Source organism: Bartonella sp. Raccoon60, assembly GCF_002022585.1.
GTDB lineage: Bacteria > Pseudomonadota > Alphaproteobacteria > Rhizobiales > Rhizobiaceae > Bartonella > Bartonella rochalimae.
The window spans coordinates 1,457,644-1,471,628 of the sequence record NZ_CP019786.1; the positions used below are offsets into that span (position 1 = coordinate 1,457,644).

Sequence of the window (13,985 nt, forward strand, 5' to 3'; positions counted from 1 at the left end):
TTTAAGCTCCCTTCACTGCTGCAACAATTTTTTGAGCAGCATCATCTAAGTCATCAGCAGAAATAACATTTAAACCACTTTCACTGATAATTGCCTTACCCTGTTCAACATTAGTACCTTCAAGACGAACAACTAAAGGAACTTTTAAACCAACTTCCTTAACAGCAGCAATCACACCTTCAGCGATAACATCGCAACGCATAATCCCACCAAAAATATTGACTAAAATGCCTTTGACATTCGGATCAGCTGTAATAATTTTAAAAGCAGCAGTTACTTTTTCTTTTGAAGCACCACCACCAACATCAAGAAAATTTGCTGGTTCAGCCCCATAGAGTTTGATGATATCCATTGTTGACATAGCAAGACCAGCGCCATTCACCATACAACCAATCGTCCCATCAAGAGCAACATAAGCAAGATCATGCTTTGATGCTTCAATTTCTTTTGAATCTTCTTCTGAAAGATCGCGTAATTCCAAAATATCTGGATGACGATATAACGCATTATTATCGAAAGAAACTTTTGCATCAAGGACACGTAAACGGCCATTATCCATTACAATCAGCGGATTGATTTCAAGAAGGCTCATATCTTTTTCACAAAAAGCCTTATAGAGTATTGGAAACAACCTTTCACCATCTTCACGTGCACTATCGCATAATTTTAACGAGTCACAAAGTTTCGTGCAATCAGAAGGAGTAACGCCCTTTGTAGGATCAATAGGAAGAGTAAATATTTTTTCCGGTGTCTCTTCAGCAACCGTTTCAATGTCCATTCCTCCTTCCGTCGACACAACGAAAGAAACTTGACCAATTGTACGATCAACTAAAAGTGAAAGATACAGCTCCCGCTCAATATCAGCTCCATCTTCAATATAAAGACGATTAACCTGTTTACCTTCCGGACCCGTTTGCTTAGTTATCAAAGTTTTACCAAGCATTTCTTTTACATTCGTAATAACTTCTTCAACTGATTTTGCAAGTCGAACACCACCTTTTGAATCAGAGCTAAGTTCTTTAAACTTCCCTTTTCCACGTCCTCCAGCATGAATTTGACTTTTAACCACATAAAGCGGTCCTGGTAATTTTTTCACCCATTTTTCAGCTTGTTCTACAGAATAAATAGCAACACCATTCGCTATTGGCGCACCATATTCATGAAGCAGACGTTTGGCCTGATATTCATGGATATTCATATATTTGTCCTTTTCTTCTATGAAACACTAAATTGATTCTCAAAACACTTAAGGTACCTTATTTACCTAACAAAACTATTTTGAATCATCCGAGATTAGGTGCGATAGCAGCACATGTTTTACAAAGCTCGTGCACTGCATTTACTGATTTTTCAAAAGCAGATTTTTCAGTGTCATTCAAATCAATTTCAATGACTCGTTCAACACCACCAGCACCAATAACAACAGGAACACCAACATACGTATCCCTAACTCCATATTCACCTGAAAGATAAGCAGCAACAGGAAGAACGCGCTTAGTATCTTTTAAATAAGCCTCGGCCATTGCAGCAGCAGAAGAGGCCGGCGCATAAAAAGCAGAGCCTGTTTTTAACAAATTCACAACTTCTGCCCCTCCATTCCTTGTACGTTGGATAATTTGATCAAGTTTCTCCTGCGTTGTCCAGCCCATCTTTACAAGATCAGGCAAAGAAATACCAGCAACAGTGGAATAACGGATCAGGGGGACCATCGAATCACCATGACCTCCCAAAACAAATGCTGTCACATCTTTAACAGAAACTTTAAATTCCTCAGATAAGAAATAACGAAAACGTGCTGAATCAAGAACACCAGCCATACCAATGACTTTTTGCGTTGGAAGACCAGAAAACTTTTGCAATGCCCACACCATTACATCGAGAGGATTGGTAACACAAATTACAAATGCTGAAGGCGCATATTTCTTAATTCCCGTGCCAACTTGTTCCATAACTTTTAAATTAGTAGCTAAAAGATCATCACGACTCATACCAGGTTTACGTGCAATACCTGCCGTTACGATAACAACATCAGCATCTGCAATAGCTTCATAAGTATTCGTTCCTGCTAAATTGACATTAAAGTTTTCAACTGGTGATGATTCTGCAATATCCAAAGCTTTACCCTGCGGTATTCCCTCTGCAATATCAAACAAAACAACATTTCCAAGTTCCTTAAGTCCTATTAAATGCGCTAAAGTACCACCAATCATACCTGAACCGATTAAAGCTATCTTCTTTCGTGCCATTTTTATTTCCTTTTACTAAGCGCAAAATCCCCCGCGCTAACAGATTAAATATTTTCCCTTAATCTAATCCTCTTTTTAACAAGACCACTTAGACATAAGATGATCAAAATTCATCAAACTTTCTTTTTACGACTAAAAACTGCTTCCTAAAATATTAAAGCAACCAATTACAATTGTATCGATAAAATGAATTTAAAAAAATACAACAGAATTATTACAACATTTGTCAATTCAATAAGTTATTATTGAAGCAGTTTACGTAAAGGTAAAGTAAAGATTCGCTTATTTCTTTAACAATTGTTCTGCCCAAATATTGAGATAATCTTGGCTTTGCATTTCAAAAAGGCGCGACTGCGTTCTTTGAAACTCAAATGTTTCTATTGTCTGCGCCCGTCCTTTATATAATTGCCCAAGCTCTGCTTCTGCCGACATAAAGAGTCTTATGTTACGTTCATAAAGAACATCAATAAGCAAAATAAATCGTTTAGTTTCATTGCGATGTGCATCATCCATAACAGGAACATGATCAATAAAAATCGTATGAAAATGCTCTGCTAACGCCAAATAATCTGCTGCAGCTAAAGGCTTTATGCAAAGATCTCGATAATCAAAGCGTGCACATCCATCTCTAAAACGTGGAATATGAATAGAACGTCCCTTTACAGATAAATCATCTGATGTTTCCTTTTGACCTCGTAAAACGAATGTCCATGCTTGATCCATATTTTCATCTGCTGCTTGTCCCAATGGGGTGATATACACATGTTGTGGATTTGATTTTTCAAGACGATAATCCGTCTTTGCATCGAGATTAATAACACATACATGTTTTTTTAAAATTTGAATAAAAGGCATAAAAAGCTCTCGATTCAAACCATTGTAATAAAGATTATCAGGAGCGACATTTGACGTAGCAACAAAAATAACGCCTTGATTAAATAATGCAGTAATAAGACGACCAAGAACCATTGCATCCGCAATATCTGTCACCGTAAATTCATCAAAACAAAGCACATGTGCTTCTCGTGCCAAATCTTCTGCAACTGCTAAAATAGGATCATTTTGTTTGGATTTTGCATGTTTAAACGCTTGCCGATGTGCATCAATACGCTCATGTACATCAGCCATAAAATCGTTAAAATGAGCACGTTTTTTATTCCCTTCTGGCAAACAAGAGAAAAACAAATCCATGAGCATAGTCTTGCCACGCCCAACCTCGCCATAAATGTACAATCCCTGAACGAAATTATCAGTACCACATCGGTTTGAAGCATGAGAATGCGTTTGTTTCTTAAAAAAACGCCAAAACGTCCAAGGTCGAGAAATCTTTTGTGCTGAAATTTCTTGTAATAAATAATCAAAATGTTTTGTTAAATCCCGTTGAGCTGAATCGAAACTAATGTCTCCTTTGGAAACAAGCTCTTCATAGCGCGCTGAAACTAAAACCATCCAAAAATCCTTTTTTCAAATCATTCTGAACAAATGTAAATTTCATAGACATAAATGCTTTTTTGCATCATTTTGTGATTAAATAATGCAAATTCGTGCACGTAATATTTGCCTTTTTATAAGGAGTTTAAAATGATTTAACGGTCTAAAACAACGGGTTGATTATCCAACGTCCGTCCTTCCAAATAATCTTTCCCAAAAGAATAAAGAACCGCGACAACACTTCCAGATCGGTCATAAAAATATAATTTCTTTTCTTTAACAGCCCACGAATTCACTTTAGCAAATATTCTTGGACAATTTAAAGGACCAGCTCGATATCCTGAACCAAACTTTGTTTGTGGAGTTGCAATTCGACAAGACTTATTACCAATAGAGAGATTCCATACGCCAACAATATTTGTAGGAAACAAATCAACTGCATTGTCTGGTACTTCAAAGCGAGTTAACTGTGTGTCATCTTGAGCATATTCCTTTTCATAATTTGAGGAAGTTAACACTTCAGAATTTAATGTATCAGATGTTTCAGGCTCTAACAGTTGCTGAACAGGATAAAAAACTTCTGCTATGTTGTTTCCATCACTGTTACCAAACTGCGAACTTGCACAACCACTTAAGATCGCTATAATAAATAGTACAATGAAAAATGGGATTTTTGGGAATGTCATATCTTCACTCTTTCTCATGACAATAATAAACTTACTTAAAAAACAAGCGAGCGTATTTTATGAAAATACGCTATTTTACAAAAATAAATTAATAAATAAGAAAAACCTAATAAAAAACATGTGATCATAACAAAAATTATTCATTTTGAAGAAAAACATTCACGTCCTTTCATTTTATTTCTGTCAATGCTGGTAATTTGTAAAATTTTCAGTCATTATATTCTTTGCTAGACTTACTATTGCACAAAAAATAGAGAAATCTTATGGAAACACCATTCAGCAAAATGAACGGTCTTGGAAACAAAATTATTGTTGCTGATATGCGTGAAAGCACACATAATATTACACAGCAAGCAATTCTTGCTCTAGCTAAAAATCCACAAACATATTTTGATCAACTTATGACGATTCACCCCTCAATTAAAAATGAAATTAATTTTCGCATTGAGATATGGAATTCGGATGGTTCAAAAGCACAAGCTTGTGGTAATGGTACGCGTTGCGTTATCGAATGGCTGACGAAACATAATCTTGGTGAAAGCTTTCAATTAGAAACACCTGCTGGTATTGTTGAAGGGAAACGTCAAGCTAATGGTCTAATCTCTGTTAATATGGGACGCCCAAATTTTGATGCAAAAAATATGCCTATTGCTCGTGAAGTCGCTAATACCAATCACGTAGAAATAACAGCCGGACCTTTAAAAGATGCTTCTCTTGTTTCTATTGGAAATCTTCATGCTATTTTTTTTGTTGAAAATAATATTGAGCATATTCCTTTAGAAAAATATGGACCGAAACTTGAAAATGACCCACTTTTTCCGGAACGGTGTAATATCTCCATTGCTTCTGTAACATCACGAAACAGTTTAATTTTACGAACATGGGAACGTGGAGCAGGTTTAACAAAAGCCTGTGGCAGTGCAGCTTGCGCCAGTGCAGTAACAGCTTACCGCCGCGGATTAACAGAACGTTGTATTGATGTTAATTTACTGGGAGGAAATCTTTCTATTCTTTACCAAGAAGATGATCACGTCATTATGACTGGTCCTGTAGAATATGAATTTAGCGGTCTTTTAAACCCTTTAACAGGAGACTACAAAAAGGATTCTTTTTAATGACAATAGAAATTGTGACTTTTGGTTGTCGGCTCAATAGTTATGAATCAGAAATCATACGCAAAGAAAGTACTTCTGCTGGTCTTAATGAACTTAAAGATGGTGCTATTATTTTTAATACCTGTGCCGTCACCGCTGAAGCTGTACGACAAGCAAAACAAGCAATTCGAAAAGCGAAGCGCAAAAATCCTCATGCGCGTATTATCGTCACGGGATGTGCAGCACAAACAGAAGCAAAAAATTTTTCTCTGATGAAAGAAGTCGACCTCATTTTAGGCAATGAAGAAAAACTCCATGCTCATTCCTACCGTCAACTTCCTGATTTCGGCATTAATCATGATGAAAAACTGCGTGTTAATGATATTATGGAAGTTCATAAAATTGCGCCACATATGATTAATGCATTAGAAGGACGCACACGTGCTTTTGTCCAAGTACAAAATGGATGCGATCATCGTTGTACATTTTGCATCATTCCTTATAGCCGCGGACGATCACGTTCAGTCCCTATGGGCATCATTATTGAACAAATTAAACAACTTGTAGGCAATGGTATTCAAGAGATTGTTTTAACAGGTGTTGATCTCACAAGTTATGGTCCTGACTTACCTGGAAAAATCACTTTAGGAAAATTAGTTTCAACTATTTTACACCATGTTCCTGATTTGCCACGATTGCGTCTTTCATCCATTGATTCTATCGAAGCAGATCAAGAGTTGATTAATCTTTTAGCATATGAAAAAAGAATCATGCCACACTTGCATTTATCCTTACAAGCAGGTGATAATATGATTTTAAAAAGGATGAAACGACGACACTTGCGTGAAAATGCAATTCAGTTTTGCCAAGATTTACGAGCTAAACGCCCTACAATAGTTTATGGTGCTGATCTAATTGCTGGCTTTCCTACGGAAACAGAAGAAATGTTTCAAAATAGTCTAGCTTTAATTCATGAATGTGGTTTGACACATCTCCATGTTTTTCCCTTCAGCCCAAGAGAAGGAACACCAGCTGCGCGTATGCCACAAATTAGTCGTGAAATAATTAAAATTCGCGCTGAAAAATTGCGTAAAGAAGGGGAAAAAGCTTACCAAAAACATCTTATTTATTTAAAAAATAGCCAACAAACAATTCTTGTCGAAAGAGATGGAATTGGACGAACAGAAGATTATACACTTACACAAATTAAAGATGTTAAAGCTGGAGCAATCGTTAAAGCTCTCATTGTTGATCACGATGGAAATAAATTAATTGCCACACTTCCTGAATCGAATGCAGCCTAAGCAGGAAAGCCCTCATGAAAAAGTCTTTTATCAAAAAAATACTCTCTTTTAATACATCTAAAGAAAAAATAATAAAAAAAGAGCAGCCTCTTATCTCCCATGAAATCAGTGAAGAAGAGCAAAATGAATATAAAAGTGAAAAGATAAACAGCAAATATTCTTCCATAGATGCACAAAAAGAAGAATGCGAGCAAAAGAAAATACAAAAGACAACACTTATCGAATCTAGTGAAAAAATTGCTCTTCCTGAAAAATCTTCTCGTAAAGTGATTGTTACTGATACAATTATAGAAAAAAATGAAAAGCCTTTATCCGCCTTAACCGTTGAACAAAAAAAAGCAGCATGGTTTGAGCGCCTAAAAAAAGGATTATCTCGTTCTTCACAACAATTAAGTGATTCAATTGGTACGCTTTTTGTCAAGAAAAAACTCGATGAAAACACATTACAAGAATTAGAAGATATTCTCATTCAAGCAGATCTCGGTATAGAAACAACCACACGCATTATTGATATCTTATCAACGCGTTATTATGAAAAAAATTTGTCACCAAAAGATATTTATACTATTGTAACTAACGAAATCAAAAAGGTACTTGAGCCAATTGCATTTCCATTAGAAATTGATCTTAATCACAAACCCCATGTTATCTTACTCGTCGGTGTAAATGGAACCGGAAAAACCACAACCATTGGAAAATTAGCGGCTAAACTAACTATGGGAGGTCTAGAAGTTATGCTTGTTGCTGGAGACACGTTTCGCGCTGCAGCTGTTGAACAATTACATATTTGGGGGGAACGTGCTAAAGCTCCTGTTTTTTCAACAAAACTTGGTGCTGATGCTGCAAGCTTAGCTTTTGATGCTTATGAAAAAGCTAAAAAAGAAAACTATGATGTTTTGCTTATTGACACAGCGGGACGTTTACAAAATAAAATTGAATTAATGGATGAATTAGCAAAAATTATTCGTGTTTTGGGTAAACATAATCCTCAAGCACCTCATACTGTTCTTCAAACACTTGACGCGAGCACTGGGCAAAATGCTCTCAACCAAGTGAATGTTTTTCGTGATATAGCTGGTGTAAATGGTTTAGTTATGACAAAACTTGATGGTACTGCGCGCGGAGGAATTCTTGTTGCCATTGCATCTAAACATAAAATTCCCGTTCATTTTATTGGTGTAGGCGAAAATGTTGAAGATCTTGAACCTTTTTCTGCCTCTGATTTTGCTGAAGCTATTATAGGAAAATACACATGAAGTTTTCTCTTTTCAAACCAAATGCAGATAATGACTCTAATTTGAAAAAAAACAATAATATGCAAAAAAAACCGTCTTTGCCAATTCTTAAATTTCTTTTAGAAATGGGTCCGTTAGTTGTTTTTTTCCTTGCTAATTATAAAGGTGAGTGGTTGATAAAGAACATCGCGCTTTTTAAAGACTTTGATAAACCTATCTTTCCCGCAACAGCTCTTTTTATGATAGCAATTACTCTTGCCTTAAGCTTATCGTGGTTTCTTACACGTGTAATTCCTATAATCCCACTTATTTCAGGAATATTCATCCTTGTTTTTGGTTTTCTAACTCTTTGGCTTCACGATGATACTTTTATTAAGATGAAACCTACAATCATTAATGGCCTATTTTCTTTTATTTTATTTGGTGGTTTATTCTTTAAAAAACCCCTTTTGCGTTATGTTTTTGATTCTGGTCTGAAAATTGACGAGTCTGGATGGAACAAACTCACCTATAATTGGGCATATTTTTTTATTTTTCTTGCTGTTCTAAATGAAATCATCTGGCGAAATTTTAGTGATAATTTTTGGACCAATTTTAAAGTCTTTGGCGTTATGCCTCTAACATTTCTCTTTATGCTGACACAAATGCCTCTTATCATAAAACATTCAAAAAATTTAATAAAAGAAGATTAATAATCCTATTCTTACATCGCGCATCGAGAATTTATCACTATGAATTGCTTCATAAATTTAACATTATACCGTAGAGAAGATAGATGTTAATTGAGCAATTTATCTGTCGAGAAGATAATTTTGGCATTCTCATTCACGATGAAAAAAGTGGGTGTACTGCTGCAATTGATGCGCCTGAAGGCAAAGCAATTTATAATATGTTGAAGAAGCGTAACTGGACTCTTCAATTTATTTTTGTCACTCATCATCATTATGATCATGTAGAAGCACTGGCAGAATTAAAACAAGCTTATAATGCTATGATTATTGGACCAGCAGCAGAAAGCAAAAAAATTACTCCTCTTGATCATACACTACAACCTGATGAAACATTTTGTTTTGGTACACAAACTCTTATGGCCCTCTCAACACCTGGCCATACATTAGGAGCACTATCCTATTATTTTCCTCAAGCTAAATTACTCTTTGCTGGAGATACACTTTTTTCACTCGGTTGTGGACGTCTTTTTGAAGGAACTCCTTTAAAAATGTTAACATCTTTAAAAAAACTCCGTCAACTTCCTGATGAAACAATCCTTTATTGTGGACATGAATATACCGAAAAAAATGCTCTTTTTGCATTGACGATTGATCCACAAAATAGAAAACTTCATCAAAGAGCAGAAGAAGTTTTTTCGTTACGTGCCCAAAACGCTATGACCTTGCCAACAACTTTAGGAAAAGAAAAAGAAACAAATCCTTTTCTTCGTTGGGATGATCCTATTTTACGAAAAAACCTCGCAATGGAAAAAGCAACAGATGAAGAAGTTTTTGCTGAAATCCGTAAAAGAAAAGATCATTTTTAACTTTATTTACGATAATGTCCTTTTTTAAAATAGAAAAATTTGAGATTCAATTTTAAATATATCAATTGGATTTATATCTTTAAATTAGTTTTGTAAACGCCGACAAATATCATCTAATTGTTCTAATGATGAGTAATGAATCTTCAAATTACCACCTTTTTTACCATGTCTAATGATGACCTTCATTCCAATCACATCAGTAAGCAATTTTTCTAAAGATTGTGTTTCCATATCTTTTCTTACTAAAGTCTGTTTTTTAATCTTAGAATTTCCATATTCTTGTGCAAGTATTTCTGTCTGGCGTACAGAGAGTCCTTCATGGATAATCTTTTCTGCTAACTCTTGTGGATTTTCAACTGTAATAAGGCAGCGTGCATGACCCGCTGAAATATGACCATCTATCAAAAATTGTTGCACTTTTTGTGGGAGTTTCAACAAGCGGAGAGTGTTTGTGACATGGCTACGACTTTTTCCAATGATTTCTGCTAAATCTGCTTGAGTATATCCGTGTTCATTTAATAAAAGCTCATATCCTACCCCTTCTTCAATAGGATTAAGGTCAGTTCGTTGAACATTTTCGATAATTGCTAATTCCAAAGCAGTCTTATCATCTACATCGCGAATAATAACTGGTACTTGATTTAAATTGGCTCGTTGTGCAGCTCGCCATCTCCGTTCACCAGCAATTAATTGAAATTGATTAGGGTGAGTACGTGAAGGTCTAACAATAATAGGTTGAACAATACCATGTTGACGAATTGATTGTACTAAGTCATCAAGTTCCGAATCAGTAAACTGACGTCTTGGATTATTTGGATTACGGGAAATAAATTCAATAGGAACAAACTTTTCAGAAGCTATAGGAGCAACACTCGGTTTCGACGTGAACTTATCAAAACTCGCCGAATACGCAGGATTACCGTTTAAGTTGATCTCCCCAATCAATGCTGCTAGCCCGCGTCCCAGTCTTTTTTTTGATTGATCATCACTCATAATTTTTCTCTTTAAATTTTTTACAATTATTTCTTTACACTTTCTAAGCTGCAGCTTGCGCTTGTTTTTCACGTTGAATAACTTCCGACGCCAACCGCAGATAGGCTTGGCTACCAGCACATTTGAGGTCATAAAGCAGTACTGGTTTTCCAAAAGAAGGAGCTTCAGAAACACGTACATTACGAGGAATAACAGTACGATAAACTTTTTCTCCCATAAAAGAGCGAACATCCTCGACAACTTGATTTGAAAGATTATTTCGCCCATCATACATTGTTAAAACAATACCCTGAATTTCTAAAGATGTGTTTAAAATAGACCTTACTTGTTTCACAGTTTCAAGTAATTGGCTTAAGCCTTCAAGAGCTAAAAATTCACACTGCATTGGAACGAGAACAGAGTTTGCAGCCCCCATAGCATTTAATGTCAAAAGATTGAGAGAAGGAGGACAATCAATCAAAATATAATTAAATTTTTTGGCTATTTTGGAATCATAACAAAGAGCCTTACGCAATCTTTGAATACGATCTTGTGAAGAAGCAATTTCCATTTCAATGCCTAATAAATCAAGTGTAGATGGAACAATATGGAGATTAGGCACCGCTGTTTCTAAAGCAGCATCTGCAACTGAGATTCCAGAAACCAAAACATCATAAGATGATAAAGGACGACTATTCCGATCAATTCCCAATCCTGTACTTGCATTTCCTTGTGGATCAATATCCATAATAAGAATGTTTTTACCAATAGCAGCCAAAGCTGTTGCAAGATTAATTGTCGTTGTTGTTTTACCTACCCCACCTTTTTGGTTTGCAATAGCGATAATTCGTGTTTCGCTCATTTTGCTTTACCCTTTTTACATGATCGAACATGAGAAATTTCTAAGATAACAGAATTTGTATCAATTTTACTTTCATGTTTTAGCAGATCAAAGCGCCAATTGGCAGTAGCATTTTTCATTTCTTTAACGTAATCTCTACCTTTTTGCAAAAGAGCAACTGTTTTTTGTGTTAACCAAGGTGACATAAGATGTAAAAGAGTGTCTAATGAAGCTAAACCTCTTGCTGTTAAAATATCCGGTGTTTTTATTTTTTTATAGACATCTTCGATTCTACAATGATGAACTGTTGCTGGAAGATTAAGTTTTGCTATAACATTTTGTAAAAAAGCTGCTTTTTTCCCATTGCTTTCTACTAAATCAATATGCCCACCTTTTTTCTCTTTGAGAAAAATAGCAAGAACAATGGCGGGAAAACCTCCTCCTGATCCAAGATCACACCAGTGTAGAAATTGACTTTTCAAAGGATAAATTTGTGCAGAATCTAAAATATGACGTTTCCATAAAACTGGTATTGTTGTGGCAGAAATCAAATTAATATGTATATTCCATTGAATTACGAGAGATTCAAATTCTATTAAATGCTTCATCGTTTCACGTGAAACAGAGGGTATTATTTCTAAAATATCTTGATATTTTTGTTCTGTAGAAATAACCATTAAGCTAATTTCACTTTTTCACGTCGTTGACGTTGAATATATGTAAGGATTAGAGATAATGCTGCTGGTGTCATACCATCAATTTTTTGTGCATCAGCAATTGAACGCGGCGATATTTGTTGAATTTTTGTTTTTAACTCATTCGAAAGACCAGAAATTTCTTGAAAATTAAGAGAAGAAGGTATTTCTAAATGCTCATCGCGTTGAAGAGCTATAATATCTTGTGTTTGTCTTTCTAAATAGACCGCATACTGAGCTTCAATTTCCAAAGCTTCAACTATTTTGGCATCGATTGAATGCAATTGTGGCCAAAAATGTGCAAGACGTGCTACATTCATATGAGGGTAAGCTAAAAGATCATAAGCAGAACGTCTAACTCCATCACGATTTATTTGCAAGCCATGAACAAATGCTTCATTAGGCGTTAAAAAAAGTTTTTGACACATTAAACGTGCTTGATCAAGATGGTGTTGTTTTTGTTGATAGCAACTCCAACGAGTCTGACTCACAATACCCCATTCTTGGGCTAAAGGTGTTAAGCGGGTATCTGCATTATCAGCTCGAAGTGATAAGCGAAATTCAGCTCGCGATGTAAACATTCGATAAGGTTCACAAACCCCACGTAAAATTAAATCATCTACCATAACACCAATATAAGCTGTAGAACGACTTAAAATAATTTCTTCCAAACCACCAACCTTACGAGCGGCATTTAATCCAGCTAAAAGACCTTGAGCTGCAGCTTCTTCATAGCCTGTTGTACCATTTATCTGTCCTGCTAAGAATAAACCTGGCAAAGATCGTAATTCTAAAGTTTTGAACAGTTGTCTAGGATCAACAAAATCATATTCGATTGCGTAACCAGGTTGCAAAATCTCAACATTTTCCAAACCTTCAATTGTTCTCAAAAAAGAGAGTTGTATCTCTTCAGGAAGAGATGTGGAAAGACCATTTGGATAAATCGTATTATTCTCTAATTCTTCTGGCTCTAGAAAAATTTGATGTCCATCACGATCACCAAATTTGATAATTTTATCTTCAATTGAAGGACAATATCGCGGTCCTAATCCTTCAATGGCTCCAGAATATAAAGCTGATTTATGAATATTTTCACGAATAATTTGATGTGTTTTTTCATTTGTTCGTGTTATGGCGCATTCAATTTGAGGTTGTTCAATTTTTTCTGTCAAAAAAGAAAATGGAACAGGGTCTTCATCAGCCTGTTGTTTAGAAAGTTTATTCCAAAAAATTGTTTTTTTATTAAGCCGAGCAGGTGTTCCTGTTTTTAATCGTCCAAGATTTATACTATAATTCTTTAAGCGTTCGGCGAGTTGTATACTTGATTTTTCGCCCATACGACCGGCAGGCCATGTTTTATTGCCAATATGGACTAATCCACGCAAAAATGTACCTGTTGTTAAAACAACGGCATTCGAAAAAATACTTCCTTGTTTTTTTAAAACAACACCTGATACGCGATTATCTTTAACAATTAGATCAATAACTTCATCTTCAATGAGAATTAAATTATCTTGTTCCTGCAAAAGTTGTTGAATTTTATTTTTATATAATTGTCTATCTGCTTGTGTCCGTGGACCTCTTACTGCTGGTCCTTTTTTTCTATTAAGAAGTCTAAATTGAATTCCAGCAGCATCTGCTGCTTGCCCCATTAAACCGTCTAAAGCATCTATTTCACGAACCAAATGCCCTTTTCCAAGTCCGCCAATAGCGGGATTGCATGACATTGTTCCAATTGTTGATATTTGATATGTAATAAGTGCTGTTTGAGCTCCAACACGCGCTGAAGCCGAAGCTGCTTCACAACCAGCGTGTCCACCTCCTATAACAATGACATCATATGATTGCATTTAATTCATTCCATACAGAATTGATTTTAAATTTTATATAAACAAAACTTATAAAATACATAATCTTGTTAATCTGTCTATAAAATAATTACAG

13 protein-coding genes are annotated in these 13,985 nt (G+C 35.4%); 5 read left to right on the forward strand and 8 right to left on the reverse strand.

Features of this window, described 5'->3' with window-relative positions:
- Window position 1: 1 nt before the first annotated feature.
- The 4 genes from sucC to Bra60_RS06490 all read right to left on the reverse strand — a co-directional run bounded on the left by sucC (window position 2) and on the right by Bra60_RS06490 (window position 4,363).
- A complete protein-coding gene (gene sucC / locus Bra60_RS06475; RefSeq protein ID WP_078698172.1) occupies window positions 2-1,198 on the reverse strand; it encodes an ADP-forming succinate--CoA ligase subunit beta in 1,197 nt (398 codons plus the stop codon).
- A gap of 85 nt (window positions 1,199-1,283) precedes the next feature.
- A complete protein-coding gene (mdh, locus tag Bra60_RS06480) occupies window positions 1,284-2,246 on the reverse strand; it encodes a malate dehydrogenase (protein WP_078688988.1) in 963 nt (320 codons plus the stop codon).
- 282 nt (window positions 2,247-2,528) lie between these two features.
- Entirely contained in the window at window positions 2,529-3,695 is a 1,167-nt protein-coding gene (gene zapE / locus Bra60_RS06485) for a cell division protein ZapE (protein ID WP_078688989.1), read from the reverse strand.
- A 137-nt stretch (window positions 3,696-3,832) separates the two neighbouring features.
- Entirely contained in the window at window positions 3,833-4,363 is a 531-nt protein-coding gene (locus tag Bra60_RS06490) for an AprI/Inh family metalloprotease inhibitor (RefSeq protein ID WP_078688990.1), read from the reverse strand.
- 263 nt (window positions 4,364-4,626) lie between these two features.
- Between Bra60_RS06490 and dapF the strand changes: the two genes are divergently transcribed.
- From dapF to gloB, 5 genes are all read left to right on the forward strand, one after another.
- The gene (gene dapF, locus Bra60_RS06495; RefSeq protein ID WP_078698173.1) at window positions 4,627-5,478 is read left to right on the forward strand and encodes a diaminopimelate epimerase; all 852 of its coding nucleotides are present in this window, start codon (window positions 4,627-4,629) and stop codon (window positions 5,476-5,478) included.
- On the forward strand, window positions 5,478-6,761 hold the full coding sequence (gene mtaB, locus Bra60_RS06500; RefSeq protein WP_078688992.1) for a tRNA (N(6)-L-threonylcarbamoyladenosine(37)-C(2))-methylthiotransferase MtaB: 1,284 nt from the start codon (window positions 5,478-5,480) through the stop codon (window positions 6,759-6,761). Before dapF ends, mtaB begins: the two co-directional genes overlap by 1 nt.
- 14 nt (window positions 6,762-6,775) lie before the next feature.
- A complete protein-coding gene (gene ftsY, locus Bra60_RS06505) occupies window positions 6,776-8,017 on the forward strand; it encodes a signal recognition particle-docking protein FtsY (RefSeq protein ID WP_078688993.1) in 1,242 nt (413 codons plus the stop codon).
- A complete protein-coding gene (locus Bra60_RS06510) occupies window positions 8,014-8,688 on the forward strand; it encodes a septation protein A (RefSeq protein WP_078688994.1) in 675 nt (224 codons plus the stop codon). Before ftsY ends, Bra60_RS06510 begins: the two co-directional genes overlap by 4 nt.
- An 83-nt stretch (window positions 8,689-8,771) precedes the next feature.
- On the forward strand, window positions 8,772-9,533 hold the full coding sequence (gene gloB, locus Bra60_RS06515) for a hydroxyacylglutathione hydrolase (protein WP_035006420.1): 762 nt from the start codon (window positions 8,772-8,774) through the stop codon (window positions 9,531-9,533).
- 84 nt (window positions 9,534-9,617) lie between these two features.
- Here gloB and Bra60_RS06520 read toward each other — a convergent pair whose 3' ends face one another.
- From Bra60_RS06520 to mnmG, 4 genes are read right to left on the reverse strand one after another with little or no spacing between them, the layout of a single operon-like run.
- A complete protein-coding gene (locus tag Bra60_RS06520) occupies window positions 9,618-10,526 on the reverse strand; it encodes a ParB/RepB/Spo0J family partition protein (protein ID WP_078698174.1) in 909 nt (302 codons plus the stop codon).
- Window positions 10,527-10,569: 43 nt separating this feature from the next.
- On the reverse strand, window positions 10,570-11,367 hold the full coding sequence (locus Bra60_RS06525; protein ID WP_078688996.1) for a ParA family protein: 798 nt from the start codon (window positions 11,365-11,367) through the stop codon (window positions 10,570-10,572).
- The gene (rsmG, locus tag Bra60_RS06530; protein ID WP_078688997.1) at window positions 11,364-12,023 is read right to left on the reverse strand and encodes a 16S rRNA (guanine(527)-N(7))-methyltransferase RsmG; all 660 of its coding nucleotides are present in this window, start codon (window positions 12,021-12,023) and stop codon (window positions 11,364-11,366) included. The genes Bra60_RS06525 and rsmG overlap by 4 nt, the downstream gene beginning before the upstream one ends.
- Entirely contained in the window at window positions 12,023-13,891 is a 1,869-nt protein-coding gene (gene mnmG, locus Bra60_RS06535) for a tRNA uridine-5-carboxymethylaminomethyl(34) synthesis enzyme MnmG (protein WP_078688998.1), read from the reverse strand. Before mnmG ends, rsmG begins: the two co-directional genes overlap by 1 nt.
- Window positions 13,892-13,985 lie beyond the last annotated feature (94 nt).

Coding starts and splice junctions, on each gene's coding strand:
- sucC (WP_078698172.1), bottom strand. CDS start 1,198: ATGAATATCCATGAATATCAGGCCAAACGTCTGCTTCATGAATATGGT.
- mdh (WP_078688988.1), bottom strand. CDS start 2,246: ATGGCACGAAAGAAGATAGCTTTAATCGGTTCAGGTATGATTGGTGGT.
- zapE (WP_078688989.1), bottom strand. CDS start 3,695: ATGGTTTTAGTTTCAGCGCGCTATGAAGAGCTTGTTTCCAAAGGAGAC.
- Bra60_RS06490 (WP_078688990.1), bottom strand. CDS start 4,363: ATGACATTCCCAAAAATCCCATTTTTCATTGTACTATTTATTATAGCG.
- dapF (WP_078698173.1), top strand. CDS start 4,627: ATGGAAACACCATTCAGCAAAATGAACGGTCTTGGAAACAAAATTATT.
- mtaB (WP_078688992.1), top strand. CDS start 5,478: ATGACAATAGAAATTGTGACTTTTGGTTGTCGGCTCAATAGTTATGAA.
- ftsY (WP_078688993.1), top strand. CDS start 6,776: ATGAAAAAGTCTTTTATCAAAAAAATACTCTCTTTTAATACATCTAAA.
- Bra60_RS06510 (WP_078688994.1), top strand. CDS start 8,014: ATGAAGTTTTCTCTTTTCAAACCAAATGCAGATAATGACTCTAATTTG.
- gloB (WP_035006420.1), top strand. CDS start 8,772: ATGTTAATTGAGCAATTTATCTGTCGAGAAGATAATTTTGGCATTCTC.
- Bra60_RS06520 (WP_078698174.1), bottom strand. CDS start 10,526: ATGAGTGATGATCAATCAAAAAAAAGACTGGGACGCGGGCTAGCAGCA.
- Bra60_RS06525 (WP_078688996.1), bottom strand. CDS start 11,367: ATGAGCGAAACACGAATTATCGCTATTGCAAACCAAAAAGGTGGGGTA.
- rsmG (WP_078688997.1), bottom strand. CDS start 12,023: ATGGTTATTTCTACAGAACAAAAATATCAAGATATTTTAGAAATAATA.
- mnmG (WP_078688998.1), bottom strand. CDS start 13,891: ATGCAATCATATGATGTCATTGTTATAGGAGGTGGACACGCTGGTTGT.